Origin of the sequence: Bacillus tuaregi, assembly GCF_900104575.1 — a bacterium.
Classification (GTDB): Bacteria; Bacillota; Bacilli; order Bacillales; family Cytobacillaceae; genus Bacillus_BD; species Bacillus_BD tuaregi.
In genome coordinates this window covers 2,278,351-2,294,773 of record NZ_LT629731.1, presented here as the reverse complement: position 1 = coordinate 2,294,773, position 16,423 = coordinate 2,278,351, and the positions used below count along the sequence as shown (strand labels likewise).

Annotated in this window: 13 protein-coding genes and 1 riboswitch; of the genes, 8 read left to right on the top strand and 5 right to left on the bottom strand. The window is 39.2% G+C overall.

Annotated elements, in window-relative coordinates:
• Positions 1-8 precede the first annotated feature (8 nt).
• From BQ5321_RS13275 to narI, 5 genes are all read left to right on the top strand, one after another.
• Entirely contained in the window at positions 9-971 is a 963-nt protein-coding gene (locus BQ5321_RS13275) for a phosphoglycerate dehydrogenase (protein WP_071394938.1), read from the top strand.
• A 155-nt stretch (positions 972-1,126) separates the two neighbouring features.
• Positions 1,127-4,816 (top strand): nitrate reductase subunit alpha, encoded by a 3,690-nt coding sequence (locus BQ5321_RS13270; RefSeq protein ID WP_071396908.1) that lies wholly within the window; start codon positions 1,127-1,129, stop codon positions 4,814-4,816.
• On the top strand, positions 4,806-6,371 hold the full coding sequence (narH, locus tag BQ5321_RS13265; RefSeq protein WP_071394937.1) for a nitrate reductase subunit beta: 1,566 nt from the start codon (positions 4,806-4,808) through the stop codon (positions 6,369-6,371). Before BQ5321_RS13270 ends, narH begins: the two co-directional genes overlap by 11 nt.
• Entirely contained in the window at positions 6,346-6,894 is a 549-nt protein-coding gene (narJ, locus tag BQ5321_RS13260; RefSeq protein WP_071394936.1) for a nitrate reductase molybdenum cofactor assembly chaperone, read from the top strand. The genes narH and narJ overlap by 26 nt, the downstream gene beginning before the upstream one ends.
• A gap of 39 nt (positions 6,895-6,933) precedes the next feature.
• The gene (narI, locus tag BQ5321_RS13255; RefSeq protein WP_071396907.1) at positions 6,934-7,638 is read left to right on the top strand and encodes a respiratory nitrate reductase subunit gamma; all 705 of its coding nucleotides are present in this window, start codon (positions 6,934-6,936) and stop codon (positions 7,636-7,638) included.
• Positions 7,639-7,673: 35 nt separating this feature from the next.
• Here the strand turns inward: narI and BQ5321_RS13250 are convergent, their stop codons facing one another.
• The 3 genes from BQ5321_RS13250 to BQ5321_RS13240 form a co-directional block, all read right to left on the bottom strand.
• Positions 7,674-8,102, bottom strand: coding sequence for a hemerythrin domain-containing protein (locus BQ5321_RS13250; protein WP_071394935.1), 429 nt, complete (start codon positions 8,100-8,102; stop codon positions 7,674-7,676).
• A gap of 123 nt (positions 8,103-8,225) precedes the next feature.
• Positions 8,226-9,722 (bottom strand): MFS transporter, encoded by a 1,497-nt coding sequence (locus tag BQ5321_RS13245; protein ID WP_071394934.1) that lies wholly within the window; start codon positions 9,720-9,722, stop codon positions 8,226-8,228.
• A 498-nt stretch (positions 9,723-10,220) separates the two neighbouring features.
• Positions 10,221-10,757 (bottom strand): ribonuclease H-like YkuK family protein, encoded by a 537-nt coding sequence (locus BQ5321_RS13240; RefSeq protein ID WP_071394933.1) that lies wholly within the window; start codon positions 10,755-10,757, stop codon positions 10,221-10,223.
• A 482-nt stretch (positions 10,758-11,239) separates the two neighbouring features.
• On the opposite strand from BQ5321_RS13240, the gene BQ5321_RS13235 reads away from it, so the two are divergent.
• Positions 11,240-13,195 (top strand): lipoteichoic acid synthase, encoded by a 1,956-nt coding sequence (locus BQ5321_RS13235; protein WP_071394932.1) that lies wholly within the window; start codon positions 11,240-11,242, stop codon positions 13,193-13,195.
• Positions 13,196-13,344: 149 nt separating this feature from the next.
• Here BQ5321_RS13235 and BQ5321_RS13230 read toward each other — a convergent pair whose 3' ends face one another.
• A complete protein-coding gene (locus tag BQ5321_RS13230) occupies positions 13,345-13,845 on the bottom strand; it encodes a MerR family transcriptional regulator (protein WP_071394931.1) in 501 nt (166 codons plus the stop codon).
• A 236-nt stretch (positions 13,846-14,081) separates the two neighbouring features.
• Between BQ5321_RS13230 and BQ5321_RS13225 the strand changes: the two genes are divergently transcribed.
• Positions 14,082-14,888, top strand: a complete 807-nt coding sequence (locus BQ5321_RS13225) for an SIR2 family protein (protein ID WP_200798713.1) — start codon at positions 14,082-14,084, stop codon at positions 14,886-14,888.
• A 305-nt stretch (positions 14,889-15,193) separates the two neighbouring features.
• A riboswitch (TPP riboswitch) is annotated at positions 15,194-15,297 on the top strand.
• Positions 15,298-15,358: 61 nt separating this feature from the next.
• Positions 15,359-15,958, top strand: a complete 600-nt coding sequence (gene thiT, locus BQ5321_RS13220; protein WP_071394930.1) for an energy-coupled thiamine transporter ThiT — start codon at positions 15,359-15,361, stop codon at positions 15,956-15,958.
• 81 nt (positions 15,959-16,039) lie between these two features.
• Here thiT and BQ5321_RS13215 read toward each other — a convergent pair whose 3' ends face one another.
• Positions 16,040-16,348 carry a phasin family protein gene (locus BQ5321_RS13215; protein WP_071394929.1) on the bottom strand — a complete coding sequence of 103 codons (309 nt, stop codon included), beginning with the start codon at positions 16,346-16,348 and terminating at the stop codon, positions 16,040-16,042.
• Positions 16,349-16,423: the final 75 nt, after the last annotated feature.

The following is a 16,423-nucleotide window of genomic DNA, read 5'->3' as shown; positions in this document are numbered from 1 at the left end:
AGGGAACTATGAAAATATTATTTATGATCCGTGACCCATTTGTTGATGCATATCCAAAGCTAATTAGGGACGCAAAGGGATTAGCAGATGAGGTTAAGGTATTATACACGGACAATGGAATTAAGAAGGAGGATCTCCTTCAGGAAGTAAAGGATGTTGACATCATTGTTGTTGCCATTGTAAAGATTGACCAGGAAGTCATAGATGCGGCACCTCGTTTAAAATATATTATTAAGTTTGGTGCCGGCTATGATAATATCGATGTTCATTATGCCGATCAAAAGGGGATTCCCGTCACAAATGCACCTGGACTTAATGCAGAATCTGTTGCCGATCATGCCTTCGGCTTGCTTTTGTCCGCTTCTAGAAGCATCCCGCAAAAGGATAAAGAAATTAAAACCAATCAATGGGAACTTTCCGTTGGTCATGAAATTTATGGTAAACAGCTTGGCATCCTGGGGTTTGGCTCCATTGGAAAAGCCATTGCTAAGCGAGCCTATGGCTTCAATATGACTACACTGGCATCGGGAAATTACAAGGATTATGGTACGGCAGATAAATGGAATGTTACTTTTGTTGAGAAAGAAGAGTTGTTTGCAGCATCTGATTTTATCATTGTTAGTACCTCATTAACGAAGCATAATCGCAGGATGGTGAACAAAGCATTGTTGAATCGAATGAAACCAGCGGCTTTTCTCATCAATATTTCACGAGGTGGCTTGATTCATGAGCAAGACCTCATTGAAGCCTTGAAGCAGAAGAGAATTAAAGGTGCTGCATTAGATGTGTTTGAAATGGAACCGCCGCAAAATGAATTAGCTATGCTGCCAAATGTGATTGCTACTTCCCATGTTGGCGGCTCTACCTATGAATCAATTCAAAGAATTGGAAACCTAACCATTCAAAACATTTCCCAATTTTTGCGAAATGAACCACTTGAATTTGTTGTCACACCTAACCTAAATAAATAGTCTAAGTCACTAAAAGCTCCTCCTTATGAAAGGGGGCTTTTTTTTTTAGCCAACCATAGTATCTGACATTTTTTCTCAATCAGATTACATAATAAATAACAAACCGTGAAAGATAAGCAAGGATAGGAAAAATCCACCAAGAAGGGAGCAAAATGATGCGAAAAAAAATCTCGCCGCTACTGAAGAAGCTAACGTATTTTGGCAAAACGCAGGATTTATCGGAGCACAGTGCTCTTCAGGGAGCTGATCGTGATACTGAAAAATACTACCGTGATCGGTGGCAGCATGATAAAGTAGTTCGCTCCACGCATGGGGTTAACTGTACGGGATCTTGTAGCTGGAAAATCCATGTGAAGGATGGCATCATCACATGGGAAACGCAGCAAACGGATTATCCCACAACAGGTCCCGATATGCCGGAGTACGAGCCGCGTGGCTGTCAACGGGGTGCCACATTCTCTTGGTATACATATAGTCCTTTGCGTGTTAGATACCCGTATATCAGGGGAGATTTAATTAAACTCTGGAAGGAAGCACGGAATCAAATAAATGATCCTGTCCAGGCCTGGAAATCTATCATGGACGACCCAGAAAAAAGAAGGTCTTATAAAAGCGCCAGAGGAAAGGGTGGTCTAGTTCGTTCTTCATGGGATGAGGTATATGAGCTGATTTGTGCACAATTAATCTATACCCTTCAGGAATATGGACCCGACCGGATTGCTGGTTTTTCGCCAATTCCAGCTATGTCGATGGTAAGCCATGCGAGTGGATCGAGGTTTATTAATTTACTCGGCGGAACCATGCTAAGTTTCTATGATTGGTACGCTGATTTACCGCCATCTTCCCCACAGGTCTGGGGAGAACAGACCGATGTCCCTGAGACATCTGATTGGTATAACTCCTCCTATTTACTTGTATGGGGGTCAAACGTTCCACAAACTCGTACACCGGATGCCCATTTCCTGACAGAGGTTCGCTATAAAGGGACGAAGGTCGTCTGTGTTGCACCGGATTATGCTGAATATGTTAAATTCGCGGATCAATGGCTACCGGTTCAAGCTGGCATGGATGGAGCTCTGGCAATGGGCATGACCCATGTCATTTTGAAGGAATTTTATGTTGATCAGCAAACACCATTTTTCGAGGAGTATGTCAAACAATATACAGACCTCCCATACTTAATTACATTACAAAAGGATGGAGAGCTCTATACAGCTGGCCGGTTCCTGCGGGCAAGTGATATTGGAATGGATCTGGAGTATAACGATTGGAAAACCGTTTTTTATGACAAAAAGTCAGGAAAGCTTGCTGCTCCTAATGGGAGTATCGGTCACCGCTGGGAAAATAAAGGTGAGTGGAATCTAGAAATGAAGGATTCCGATAATAGCTTACAGGAACTGGACCCTGCACTAACGATGCTTGGCATGGAGGATGAAGCGGGCGTATTACAATTGCCTTATTTTGGCACAGAAAAGAACGAAATTCTAAAGCGCGGAGTACCCATAAAAAAGCTTAATCAAAATGGCGAAACCATTTATGTAACAACTGTATTTGATGTACTCATGGCACAGGCTGGTGTAAAGCGCGGAAATTTACCAGGTGACTATCCAGCGGATTATGATGATCTAAAACCACATACTCCGGCATGGCAGGAAAGTATCAGTGGAATTGATCGCAAGGTATGTGCGCAAATCGCCCGTGAATTTGCCCAAAATGCGATAGATTCAAGCGGCAGGTCCATGATTATTATGGGGGCAGGCATCAATCATTGGTATCATTCTGATGCGATTTATCGAGCCATACTAAATATGGTTCTTCTTACAGGCTGCGAAGGTGTGAATGGCGGCGGCTGGGCACATTATGTCGGCCAAGAAAAGGTGCGCCCGCTCGAAGGTTGGCAGACGATTGCCATGGCTCGTGATTGGGGCGGTCCACCGCGGCTGCAAAACGCAACCTCTTTCTTTTACTTTGTAACAGAACAGTGGAGGTATGATGACCAGCGCCCTGCTGAGCATATTTCACCACTATTTGAAAAACCGCGCTATTCAAATATGGCAGATTATAACGCATTAGCAGTAAGACTGGGATGGGTAGCCTCCTATCCTCAATTCAATGCTAATTCATTGAATCTTTATGAACAGGCAAATGCCCAAAATAATGATGATGCTGTGAACTATGTCGTGAATCAAATAAAAAATGGCTCATTAAAGTTTTCCGTCGAAGAACCAAGTAATCCGATTAACTTCCCACGTTCCTTATTTGTCTGGAGAGCCAATTTAATCGGTAGCTCTGCCAAGGGACATGAGTATTTCCTAAAATACATGTTGGGAACTCATTCAGGTGTTTTAGCTGAGCCTTATAACGGTCTTGGTTGTACAGAGGTTGATGAAAATATCCCGATTCCGGACGAAGGGAAGCTTGATTTACTAATTGATTTAAATTTCCGTATGTCTGGTACAGGCATGTATTCAGATATCATACTTCCTGCTGCAACATGGTATGAAAAATATGATATCAGTTCGTCTGACACACATCCGTTTATTCATCCATTCAATCCTGCCATTACACCACCATGGGAAAGTAGAACAGACTGGGCCATTTTTAAGAAATTAGCCCAGACCTTCAGTGAAATGGCGAAGCAGTATTTTCCAAGTCCAGTAAAGGACATAGTGACAAATGCGCTTCTTCATGACTCAAGGGATGAAATATCACAGAAGTTCGGATTGGTTCCAGATTGGAAGCAGGATGGTTCAGAGCCTATCCCTGGTCAAAATTTCCCTCGTGTTCATGTGGTAGAAAGAGATTATACAAAGGTATTTGATAAATATGTCGCCCTTGGCACGAACGTGAGGGAAAATATCGGAGCAAAAGGAATGAGCTGGGATGTAAAAGAGGAGTATGACGAATTAAAGGATATTTTAGGAACAGCTAAGGATTCAGCCCAGTATAACGACTGTCCTGATTTATCGTTTGATCGTAATGTAGCAGAAGCGATTTTGACGTTATCGAGCACAACAAATGGCTCTGCCAATCAAAAAGCCTGGGTTGCACTGGAAAAAAGAACAAATCAAAAATTAAGTCATTTATCACATGAGCGTGCTGAAGAACATATTTCCTTTGATGAAATTTCGGCACAACCAAGAAAAGTCATTACATCACCTGTATTTAGTGGGATTGAAACAGGAAATAGAAGATATGCACCATTTGTGATTAACCGAGAATACTTGGTTCCGTTTCGGACGCTGACAGGGAAACAGCATTTTTATCTGGATCATGAAATGATGTTTGAATATGGGGAAGCCTTACCAGTTTTTAAAGGCCCAATCAAACGAATGGCGTTTTATGACAAAGACGGAAAGCCAGAAACCAATAAAAAGGAAATCAGGCTGCGCTATTTAACGCCCCATTTTAAATGGTCCTATCACAGTACTTATTTTGATACCTTGCCAATGTTAACGTTATTTCGCGGAGGAACAACGATTTGGTTGAATAATGAAGATGCACAGTCTGTCGGTATCAATGATAATGACTGGCTCGAAGTCTACAACCGAAATGGGGTAACGGTCACACGTGCAGTGGTAAGTCATCGGATGCCAAGAGGAATATCCTATATGTACCATGTTCAAGACCGATTAATAAATGTTCCGGGATCAACCATCACAAACGAAAGAGGAGGAACCTTTAATAGTCCAACCTGTCTAACGATGAAGCCAACCCATTTAATCGGTGGCTATGCCCAACTTAGCTATGGATTTAATTATTATGGTCCAACCGGAAATCAACGGGATGAGCAGGTGATGATTCGAAAATTAGAAAGAAGCGAGGTGGATTGGCTTGAGGATTAAAGCACAATTCGGCATGGTGATGAACTTGGATAAATGTATCGGTTGCCACACCTGCAGTGTGACGTGTAATAACACCTGGACAAATCGTGCTGGCGCAGAATACATGTGGTGGAATAATGTTGAAACGAAACCGGGAATCGGCTATCCAAAAGAATGGGAAAATCAAGACACCCATAAAGGAGGCTGGGAGCTGCGGAATGGAAAAATAGAGTTAAAAGCGGGTGGGCGCTTAAATAAGCTCCTGAATATCTTTTACAATCCCAACCTGACCAAAATCGATGACTATTATGAACCATGGACCTACAACTATGAACACTTGATTAATAGTCCTAAAAAGAAGCACCAGCCTGTAGCTCGACCGAAATCTTTGTTGACCGGTGAATTTATGGACTTAGACTGGGGACCAAACTGGGAGGATGACCTGGCTGGCGTCTATGAAACAGGAAAAAGTGATCCAAATATGAATAATGTGGATGCCCAAGTGATACAGGATTTCGATCAAGCCTTTATGATGTATCTGCCGCGTATTTGCGAGCATTGTATGAATCCACCATGTGTTTCTTCCTGTCCTTCTGGCGCTATATACAAAAGAGAGGAGGATGGGATTGTTCTCGCGGATCAGGAGGCATGCCGGAGCTGGCGTTTTTGCATGAGCGGATGTCCCTATAAAAAGGTCTATTTTAATTGGAAAACTAATAAAGCCGAAAAATGTACCTTCTGCTTTCCACGAATCGAAAATGGACAGCCGACGGTGTGCTCTGAAACCTGTGTTGGACGTCTTCGTTATATCGGAATCGTTCTTTATGATGTTGATCGGGTTGCAGAAGCTGCTGCAGTTGAAAATGAAAAGGACTTGTATGAAGCACAGCTTGGACTTTTCCTTGATCCAAACGATCCTGACGTAATAAAGCAAGCAAAGCGTGACGGAATTCCGGAGGATTGGATTGAAGCGGCACAACAATCACCTGTCTATAAGCTAGCGATAGAACATAAGGTAGCCCTGCCACTTCATCCTGAGTACCGTACCATGCCAATGGTTTGGTATGTGCCGCCGCTATCGCCGATTATCAATCAATTTGGCGGAGAAATTGATACGCTAGATCCGGCTATTGTTTTTCCAACCATTGACCAATTCAGAATTCCGATTCAATACTTAGCCAACCTTATGACAGCTGGTGATACAGAAGTGATTAAAAAAGTGCTGAAAAGAATGGTAGCGATGAGAACCTTTATGAGAAGCCATAATCTTGGCAAGTCTTATGATGAACAGCTGCTGCAAAATGCTGAACTGACCAAAGAATCAGCGATTGAGCTGTATGAGCTATCAGCCATTGCGAAATACGATGATCGCTATGTGATACCGAAGTCACATCGAGAAAAAGCAGCAAATATGTACGAGGCACAGGGATCAACTGGCTATTCCTTTATGGAAAGCTGTAATAGCTGCAGTGTAGGACCGGAACAAAGTGGAGAAGAGGATCTTTATGCGTTTAGTGAAAGGTATTGGAGTGATCTAGGTGGAACAATGGATGGACAACTACCAGTTGACTTTTAAATTATGCTCAATTATGCTTCGGTACCCTGATAAGGAATGGGTGGATAACGAGGAGATTCAGGAGCTCATTCTTTCGATTGAAAACGAAGAGGTGAGAAGTTCCATTCTTTCTTTTTGGAACTATACTCGTGAAATGAGCTGGGAGGAGCTTGCGGAGAATTACGTAAGATGGTTTGATCTCACGGAAAATACGACCCTTTATTTAACCTATGGAATCTTTGGGGATAACCGGGAAAGAGGACCGGCATTTGTCAAGCTTAAGCTTGAATTTGCGAAGGCAGGCTTTTATATAAAGGAAAATGAATTACCGGATTATCTACCGCTTATTCTTGACTTCGCTTCCATTGCTGAACTGAAGTGTGTTACAAAGGTACTTGCTATCCATTTAAAAGCGATTAAAGCGTTAAATAAAGAGCTGCATAAGCAAATGAATCCCTATGCTTATTTAGTCAAAGCGGCTTTAATCATCATTGAAAGCCTGTTACCAAGAAAAGAAGAAAGGATTGACCATCATGCTGGTTAGTCCTTGTTGGAGGGTGTCCAAGTGATTTCGTTAACGTTCATGGATGTGTTTTTATGGGTAGTTTTCCCCTATTTAACCCTGACGATATTTGTATTAGGGCATATTTATCGCTATAATACCGATCAATTTGGCTGGTCGGCCAAGTCCAGTGAATTTATTCAGAAGGATTCATTACTAAAATGGGGGAGTATTCTTTTTCATTATGGAATTGTCTTTGTCTTTTTCGGACATGTAGCAGGTGTATTAATTCCAAAGGGTCTTTATGATATGATTGGAATTAATGAGCATATGTATCATTTTGGTGCCGTTTGGATTGGCGGTTTAGCCGGTGTTGCCACTGTCATCGGCGGTTTGCTGCTGACTGTCCGCCGCATGACGAACAAGCGTGTTTCGAAGAACAGCTCGAAGAAGGATCTCATGACATTACTTTGGATTGGTGTTGTCGTTTTACTCGGGTTTTCTAATACAGTTGGCTACACAGCAACCGGTGGGGATTTCGATTACCGGACAACCATTGGCCCTTGGTTCAGAGGAATATTAACCTTTAGACCTATGCCTGATTTAATGGCTATCTCACCAATTGGCTTTAAGCTTCATATTTTTACGGGCTTTCTGCTGTTTGCTCTTTGGCCGTTTACCCGCCTTGTTCATGTCTGGAGCTTGCCGCTGGAATATTTATCAAGAAAGTATGTTGTCTATCGTAAAATGAATCCACGCAAAGCCGTGCGCGGAGCAGAAAAATAGGTAAAGGTAAAAAGGAACCATTGTTGGTTCCTTTTTCAATGTTGATCGAATAAATAGCCTTCCTCATGCTGATTATGTATTTTTGCCAGCACATAAATCGCTTTAAAATAATCCACCATCTCATCACTAATTTTGTCTTTTTTCATCAATTGCTTTACTTCATCTATAATGGTCCGAAACAGATCATGATCTCTTTTTAACATCGTTAAAGGTGTTGCTAATTCAGGATTTTCCTTTATTTTCTCGTTATAAAAATTTTCTTCCTCTGAATCGGCATGGGCAATTAATCTTGTTTCCCAATGGTCAATCAAGGCTTCAGCCGTCATTCTTGCATGCTTTTCATGATTCTCAAGTTTTTCCCGCCGAACCTTTAAGAGAAGGTTAAGCAAATCTCTTCCTTCTGTTACCACGCCATCATGAATGGAACGGTGCGCATCTAATTTATATAGTGAGGGACCTGACATCTATTTCTTTTCCTCCTTTTATTTAGGTTCTTGTACTTAAGCTTTATCAGCATAAGTATGGACATGAATAAATACAACTAAACATCAAATAGAGATGCCCTAAGGACATCTCTACAAAATCTATCAATGTTCTGGATTTAATTCATTAAACATCCCGACGAAATGTGTAGGATTATCATTTTCATCCTTTATCATGGTAATTGTTAATAATTGGAGGTATTCCTCATTATTTTTCCTTCGATTCCAAATTTGACCCTGCCAATATCCATTCTGTTTAATTTGCTCCCACATATTTGAATAAAAGGAAGGCTCATGTTTCCCGGATTTTAAGACCGCAGGAGTCTTACCAATAATTTCTTCCTCAGCAAATCCTGTGACATCTATAAATGCAGGGTTAACTCTTTCGATAGTTCCCTTCATATCAGTAACCATAATCCCCTCAATCGTTCCCTCTATGATTCGATCAGAAACGGTCAACTTATCCTGATAATAAAGACCAATCACAATCACAAGGCAGGCGAGAGCAAATTCTGATAGGGCCATAAAACCAATTGCATAATGGCCTGTTAAGTCAACCAAGGTTGTTAAAATAAGTGGAGGGAAGAAGCCTCCGAGACCTCCCATAGCAGCAACAATTCCATTGACGATGCCAGCCTGTTTCGAAAAATATAAAGGAACTAGTTTAAAAACAGTACCATTCCCCACACCAGCACAAAAAGCAATTAAGATACAGCCTATTGTATAAATCATTAAAGAAGGCTTAAAGGAAAGGATAAATCCGCCAAAGGTGATACCACTAAAGACGATAATCAAAATAATATAGGAATTAAATTTATCTGCGAGCAAGCCTCCAATTGGACGCATGACAGTTGCCACAATGATAAACCCAGCAGTCCGAAAGCCGGCATCTACACTTGTCAGCTGAAATTGATTGACGAGAAAGGATGGTAAAAACACCGTAAACGCGACAAAAGAGCCAAAGGTAATAAAATAAAAGAGACATAAAAACCAAAGCCTATAGCTTTTATAGACCTCTTTTATTTGTTCCGAAAGGGCCACTTTTACACTATTCTCTTTTCGGTCACCAAATAGAAAAGTGAGTGCTGCAAATACTAGAAGCAAAATGATATAGAATTGAATGGTTCTGCGCCATCCGAAAGTATTAGCCAAGACCGGGGCAGAGAAAGTGGTTATGGCTGTACCAATGTTTCCAGCACCATATATCCCGTTCACAAACCCTTGTTTTTCTTTAGGGTAATATTTAGGCAGCGATGTAACACCGACCGAAAATATCGCGCCACTGAGGCCCAAGGCTAAGCCCCCAAGCAGTAAGTCCATTACGGAATCCGCCATACTAATATAAAAAACAGGGAGAATCAAAAACAAAAGGCTAATAAAAAATACCCATCTGGCGCCATAGCGGTTCGTCCAATATCCAATCGGCACCCTCAAAATCGACCCCAAAATCACAGGGACTGCCGTAATCATGGCTGACTCACTTGGTGAAATGTCAATATCCATTTTAATAAATGAGATAAGTGAAGATAAAATGACCCAAACCATAAATCCTAAGACTAGGTTCCCTGTTTGTAAAACAAGCTGTGAATTAGCTCGTGCCATCTGTTATGCACCTTCCTACAATAAAAATATAACTTTGTCCCTTATAGGATGAACGAAACGATTAAAAACAACGAGACCAATTTTTACCGGTTTAGTAAACAGTGAACAAACACCTGTCGAATTTGTGTCTGGATACTTTTCGAGCTTACTCGATAAACTATCTATTAAAATTTTAGATTAAACTGTGTTTCTTCTATTTATATATAGTCATTTTGTAACGCTTTCATCTTTAGTGGCGCTCCAAAAAGAAATCACACTTATCATCCTTACGCTCATTTAATCACAAGGATTGGATGTTTATCATACTTTGTTAGGATATCCGAATCGAGTACTTTTATTCTGGACTGAAGGAGGAAATAGGAGCTTTCTTCATTCTTCGCAAATAGAAGGGAGGTACGAAAGGTGAAGAGCCTGTCCAAACCATAAACTCCCCGCGGAATGGGAAGCTATCTAGGGTAAGGTAGGGGCGGATAGAGCGTGGTATTAATAGGATAACCGTTATTTAGTAAACCGATTAGCATAGCATGAGGCAACAAAGGAATTGGGTTTAATTTTTGGCTCAATGCCCATGGATTCAATTCTTTCAACCATTTCTTCAACGAACGCTCTTGTTTTATTCCTGTTTCCAGCTCCGATATCTAGATGACCCTCCATGGTAAAAGAAGCACCCCTGTATATATTTGGCAGCACAATATCAATCATTCTATTTATTCTCTCTTCGGTAAACATCGTCACAATTTCTTCGGTCAACGAGGTTTCCTTTGATATCCGTTCATGGAGCATTCTCATTCGTCTTGGAACAATAACCTTTCGTATACATGCCCAGGCCCCTTTACCTTCGTTAAGTATAACAATCCCAGTAATAAATCGAGTATATTGTACATGTACCTGTGAATCGGTACCAATCATTAACCGATAATTGCCATTCCTGTCCAAATTCATAAATTTTATGATTTTATTAAAGGCATGTTCAAAGGTCATATTCCTTTCCTGTGAATTTTGAAACAAGCAATGATTTTCAACAGCATATTTCATCTCAACACCTCTTTTTTTTCGTTACGAGCGGATTAAAGTCTTAGAAGCCAATACTCGTCAGACTTGCTACATTCATATCTATGCAAGTCTCATCCCGAATATTGATATCGTTTGTTAAAGTTTTAAAGACTTTTTAAGTGAATGTAAAAGTGGATGTAAAGGAAAAACGTGTTCGGCAGTCTGACATAAAGGCGTCAAAACCTTATTAATTGTTGTCCTCCATTCGTTGGCATACAATAAGGATAGGAAGAAATATACTTGACTTAAAAAAATCATTTGTTTACTATGAACTTGACAATTTGTTGACATAAAGTATAATGATAATCATTCTGCTCCAAATCATAAGTACACATTTTATTTTTGCAGCATGACAAAAGTTAGTTTTCATAATTAGAAAAAAATAGATTATGAGAATTAATAATTTTTCACCTAAAATACTCGAAGAACGTGTATAATAGTTTGTTAGAAAGTAGGTGTAACAAATGAATAAAGGATTCCTAAAAGGTACAAGTATTCTCGATAAATACATCGGCTTCTTTTTATTGACTGTACTATTCCTGTGGATCAAAACATACCTTATTCAACTAACGCAATTTAATTTAGGAATTGATAATGGCATTCAAAAATTCTTGTTATTTTTAAACCCTTTAGGCTCAGCTTTGTTATTCTTAAGCTTTGCATCTCTTTTTAAAGGTCGTAGAAAGTATATTTGGTTAATGATCATACATTTTTTAATGACATTTCTAGTATATGCAAACGTACTATATTATCGATTCTTTAACGACTTCATTACATTGCCAACGATTTTTCAAACGCAAAACTTTGGTGATGTAAGCAGCAGTGTTACTTCGCTGTTACGTCCGTATGACTTCTTATTCTTTGTCGATAATATTTTGTTAATAGGGTTACTGATATTTAAAATGGCAAAAATGGAAATGAAAAATTTCAATCGTCGAAAAGTGGCCGCATTGGTTTCCTTTTCGTTAGGTATTTCATGCCTTAATTTAGCGATGGCTGAAGCGGATCGTCCTCAGCTATTAACGAGGGGCTTTGATCGAAATTATATTGTTAAGTATTTAGGTACGTATAATTACACGATTTATGATGCAGTTCAAAGCACGAAAGCCTCAGCGCAGCGGGTTACGGCAGACAGTAGTGATATAACGGAAGTGATTAACTTTACGCAATCTAATTATGCCGAGCCAAATCCAGCTACATTTGGGATAGGAAAGGGAATGAACGTGATTTATTTCCATCTCGAATCGATTCAAAGCTTCTTAATTGATTACACGCTGCACGGGGAGGAAGTAACACCGTTTTTAAACTCTTTAACTAGAGAGCCTAACACGATGTATTTTGATAATTTCTTTCACCAAACAGCACAAGGAAAAACAGCGGATGCTGAATTCATCCTTGAAAATTCATTATATGGATTACCACAAGGCTCAGCATTTACAACAAAAGGATTAAACACTTACCAGGCAGCGCCTGCTATTTTAGACCAGCAGGGCTATACATCTGCTGTCTTTCATCCGAATTCAGGAACCTTCTGGAATCGTAATGAAATCTATAAATCCTTTGGATATACAAAATTCTTCGATTCTAGCTACTATGAAATGAAGGAAGAGGACTTAGCTGATTATGGATTAATGGATAAGCCATTTTTTGCAGAATCGATTCCCATGCTAGAAACATTACAACAGCCATTTATGGCGAAGTTTATTACGGTAAGTAATCATTACCCGTATCCAATTGATGAAGAGGACGCAACCATTGCCCCTCATACAACGGGAGATAAATCAGTTGACACGTATTTCCAAACGGCTCGCTATGCTGACGAAGCCTTACAAGAATTCTTCAACTATTTGAAGGAATCAGGTCTATATGATAACTCCATTATCATCATGTATGGTGATCATTATGGAATCTCTAAAAATCATAATAAGGCCATGCAGCAGGTATTAAATAAAGAAGAAATTACTCCTTTCGATAATGCGGATTTACAGCGAGTTCCATTATTTATTCGTGTTCCTGGCATGCAGGGGGGAATTAACCATGAATACAGTGGGCAAATCGACATTCTGCCTACACTCCTTCACTTACTAGGTACGGATACAAAGGATTATGTCCAGTTTGGTACGGATTTACTATCTGAAGAACATGATGAGTTGATCCCATTTAGAAACGGGGAATTCGTAAGTCCAACCATCACATCTGTCGAAGGAAGATATTATGATTCAACAACAGGTTTAGAGCTTGATGAGACTCGATTGGAAGAAGCGAAGCAAAATCAAGAAATTGTTCGCCATAAGCTTGCTTTGTCAGATAAAGTGGTAAATGGGGACCTATTGCGATTCTATAACCCAGAAAACTTTACTCCGGTCGATCGTTCTAAGTATGATTATACAAAACCTTCATATGACTCCTATGAAGAATAAGTAAAAATTGTATTAAGCTTGAAGAAGGCTGCCATATGGCAGCCTTCTTCTCGTGTATCGTACTTTACATCTGTCGAAATGGAATTAGCTTGGAGCTTCAGCAATAAATCTCTTTACAAAAAAATCAGCACGCTTACATGTGCTGATTTTTAGCTTCCAAAAATCAATTGGAAAAAGCTTTTCTTTTTACGAGGCTTATTCTTTTCAATTTCAATGCTTGCGGCTATTTCAGATTTTTCTCTTATCACATTCTCCAGCTGGGTGACTCTCTCCGTTAATATGATTATTTGCTCTTGAAGCTCTTCCATTTCTCTTCGATGCTGTAAGATTTGGTAGGATACAACATCATCAGCTTTCTGTTGGAGACTGATTTCCAGACTTTTGACTTTTTGAGCCAATTCATCTATATCCCCATCCGGCTGTTTTTGTTTGAAGGTACCTGCCCGTTTTGGAAGCTGTATGGAAATATCCTGTAATAGGGTTCCTTCCTGAAGCTGCTTCTTCACCTGCTTTAATAATTCTATATCCTCTTCGGAAAAAATAAAATGACCTAGTTCATTTCTTTCCATCTCTAATTTTAGTTGTTTTACCCATCTTTGGACAGTACTAGTCGAGATTCCTAGCAATTTAGCAACTGCTCTTGTATTCAATCAAATCCCTCCCTTTTTCTACTAATTCTCCTTTCTCTATACCATTCCTTCAAGGCTGACAAAAGAAGAAGGAATTCGTCAATAAAAGTGATGATTTCGCCACTTATCGAAGGAAAGGATTGCTTCAAGTGTTAGGAATCGAATTGATGATTCATGATAAAAGTTCTTTCAAGAAAATATGTGTCATAGGATGTAAATAGCAAAGTATAATAATCACTAAATGTGGGAGGGATCCTATGATACAGGAATTGGCAAATGCCATTAGAAATAAAGATGTTATCCTTTTTGTTGGATCTGGTGTTCCCAAAAATTTAGGATTACCTGTGTATTCAGAGTTAATCAACCAAATGGCTGAGAATCTTGGCTTTGAACCATCACAATTCAACTCTTGGGGAAATGGTGATTTTCTGATTATGGCTGAATTTTATTATAATCAAAAAGGGACATTGGGTGCTTTAAGAAGCTGGATGGATCGATTATGGCATCATTCCAATATTCATATTGGAAAATCAGAAATATATAAATTGATTATCGACTTGGATTTTCCCGTAATTTATACAACAAATTTCGATCGCTGGCTTGAGTATGCGTACGATTTTTATAAAAAGGAATATACAAAAGTGACTAATGTAGCGGATATTGCAAGGATTAAAATGAATAAAACACAAATTATCAAGTTCCATGGAGACTTTGATGACGATTCATCACTTGTATTAACGGAATCGAGTTTTTTTAAGCGACTTGACTTTGAATCGCCATTAGATATCAAGCTGCGTTATGATTCTCTTGAAAAATCGATTTTATTTATTGGCTATAGCTTGTCAGATATCAATATTCGCTATATGCTATACAAGCTTCATAAACAGTGGAAAGAATCTAATCATGAGCATATCAGACCAAAATCGTATATTTTATTAGTTGAGCCTAATCCTATTAAAGAAAGTATATTAAAGGATAGAGGTATTATTCCCATCGTCTCTGCAAATGAAGAACCAGGAACAGCTTTAACGAACTTTCTAAAGGGAATTAAAGAAAAACTATAAACTTCAATCAGCAAATGCTTTTTGTAGCAAAAGCTTGCGACGGTATAGAACTTTTCCACTTCTACAAGTGGAGGATGAATGCAAATATCAATTCCATTCATATGTTTCATCATACCACATAGCAAGTAAAATAGGGGAGTAGTTAAGTAATAATTGTAATTATTCTGAAAAATACTATAATTTTAAATTGAAATTAGGAAGTGAGTGTTCATCAAAACTTTTTGCTAAATTTCAGCAAGTTTCACGAATTTCCTTTCATGCTCGGAAAAAGTAGGTTATACTAAAAAATGAAAATGTCAACAAAACGTAACCACAAGGGGTGCATATTTGCTGAGAGTGAACAATTATTTGTTCTAACCCTTTGAACCTGTTAGATAATTCTAGCGTAGGAATGTGGTATGAATGGATACAAAACATGAATCTATTCTCCCCTTGAGGCTCAACGTTTTTTGATGAAAGGGGAGTTTTATATGAATAAAGTAAGGCTAACAGCTTTGGTAGAAGCTTCTTTTTTTGCTGTATTTGCCATTATTCTTGATTTTCTGCCATCTATTAAGCTTTCACCATCCATTTCCATTTCATTCGCGATGGTACCTATCTTTATCCTTGCTTTCCGTTGGGGAGTGAAGGTAAGCGTGATTTCAGGTTTTCTTTGGGGAATCTTGCAAATTGCCATGGGGGAAGCCTGGATTGCCACACCTGTACAGGGATTTATTGAATATTTTCTTGCTTTTGCTTTTATTGGTTTAGCAGGGCTTTTTCACAAGCAAATCCAAAGCAATTTACAAAGCAGCAAGAAGAAAAAAGCTATTGCTTGGATTGTGGTAGCAGTTATTGCAGGCAGCTTTGCCCGATATTTCTGGCATTTCCTCGCAGGGGTATTTTTCTTTGGTAGCTATGCACCTGAAGGAATGTCACCGGTATTATTCTCGTTTCTAGCAAATGGAGCAACCATGCTCGGTTCAGCTGTCTTATGCTCCATTGTTGTCGGGCTGCTCTTGTCCACTGCGCCAAGATTAGTTATTCGTAAGACAAAGGATACTGCCACAACACATAAACATGTCTCATAATAAAAAACCCCCCTTAGCTAATCTCTAAGGGGGTTTTGTTTAATTATGGTGCTCTCTGCCATGAAAGGCTTGGACAAAAACTTATTCGGTTTCTTCTTTTGCTGATAGTTTATTTTCAAGTGCTTGGATTCTGCGCTCTAGCTCCTGATAGTCTTCTTTTGTCACGAGATTTAAATTGGTTAAAGCCTGATTCACTCTAGTCTTCACGATATCATCTATTTCTTGCTTCGCTTGTTCACCTTTTTCAACCCATTGCTGAATCAATTCTTTTGATTCATTTCTGCTCACTTCACCTTTTTGTACAAGTGTATCAACCATTTTTTCAACTTGTTCCTTTGTAACAACTGCTGCACCTAACCCGAGTGTAAAAACCTGTTTAAAAAGATCCATTCAAAAATACCTCCAGTTGATAAGTTTCATTTATGGATACTGATGAAAAATAAAGTAAATATTAAATATTTACCC

What these genes read in the sequence shown, in the direction of transcription:
- narI (WP_071396907.1), top strand. Translation starts at nt 6,934, where the DNA reads ATGGATGTGTTTTTATGGGTAGTTTTCCCCTATTTAACCCTGACGATA.
- BQ5321_RS13235 (WP_071394932.1), top strand. Translation starts at nt 11,240, where the DNA reads ATGAATAAAGGATTCCTAAAAGGTACAAGTATTCTCGATAAATACATC.
- BQ5321_RS13240 (WP_071394933.1), bottom strand. Translation starts at nt 10,757, where the DNA reads ATGAAATATGCTGTTGAAAATCATTGCTTGTTTCAAAATTCACAGGAA.
- BQ5321_RS13225 (WP_200798713.1), top strand. Translation starts at nt 14,082, where the DNA reads ATGATACAGGAATTGGCAAATGCCATTAGAAATAAAGATGTTATCCTT.
- narJ (WP_071394936.1), top strand. Translation starts at nt 6,346, where the DNA reads ATGGACAACTACCAGTTGACTTTTAAATTATGCTCAATTATGCTTCGG.
- BQ5321_RS13270 (WP_071396908.1), top strand. Translation starts at nt 1,127, where the DNA reads ATGCGAAAAAAAATCTCGCCGCTACTGAAGAAGCTAACGTATTTTGGC.
- BQ5321_RS13250 (WP_071394935.1), bottom strand. Translation starts at nt 8,102, where the DNA reads ATGTCAGGTCCCTCACTATATAAATTAGATGCGCACCGTTCCATTCAT.
- BQ5321_RS13245 (WP_071394934.1), bottom strand. Translation starts at nt 9,722, where the DNA reads ATGGCACGAGCTAATTCACAGCTTGTTTTACAAACAGGGAACCTAGTC.
- thiT (WP_071394930.1), top strand. Translation starts at nt 15,359, where the DNA reads ATGAATAAAGTAAGGCTAACAGCTTTGGTAGAAGCTTCTTTTTTTGCT.
- BQ5321_RS13275 (WP_071394938.1), top strand. Translation starts at nt 9, where the DNA reads ATGAAAATATTATTTATGATCCGTGACCCATTTGTTGATGCATATCCA.
- BQ5321_RS13215 (WP_071394929.1), bottom strand. Translation starts at nt 16,348, where the DNA reads ATGGATCTTTTTAAACAGGTTTTTACACTCGGGTTAGGTGCAGCAGTT.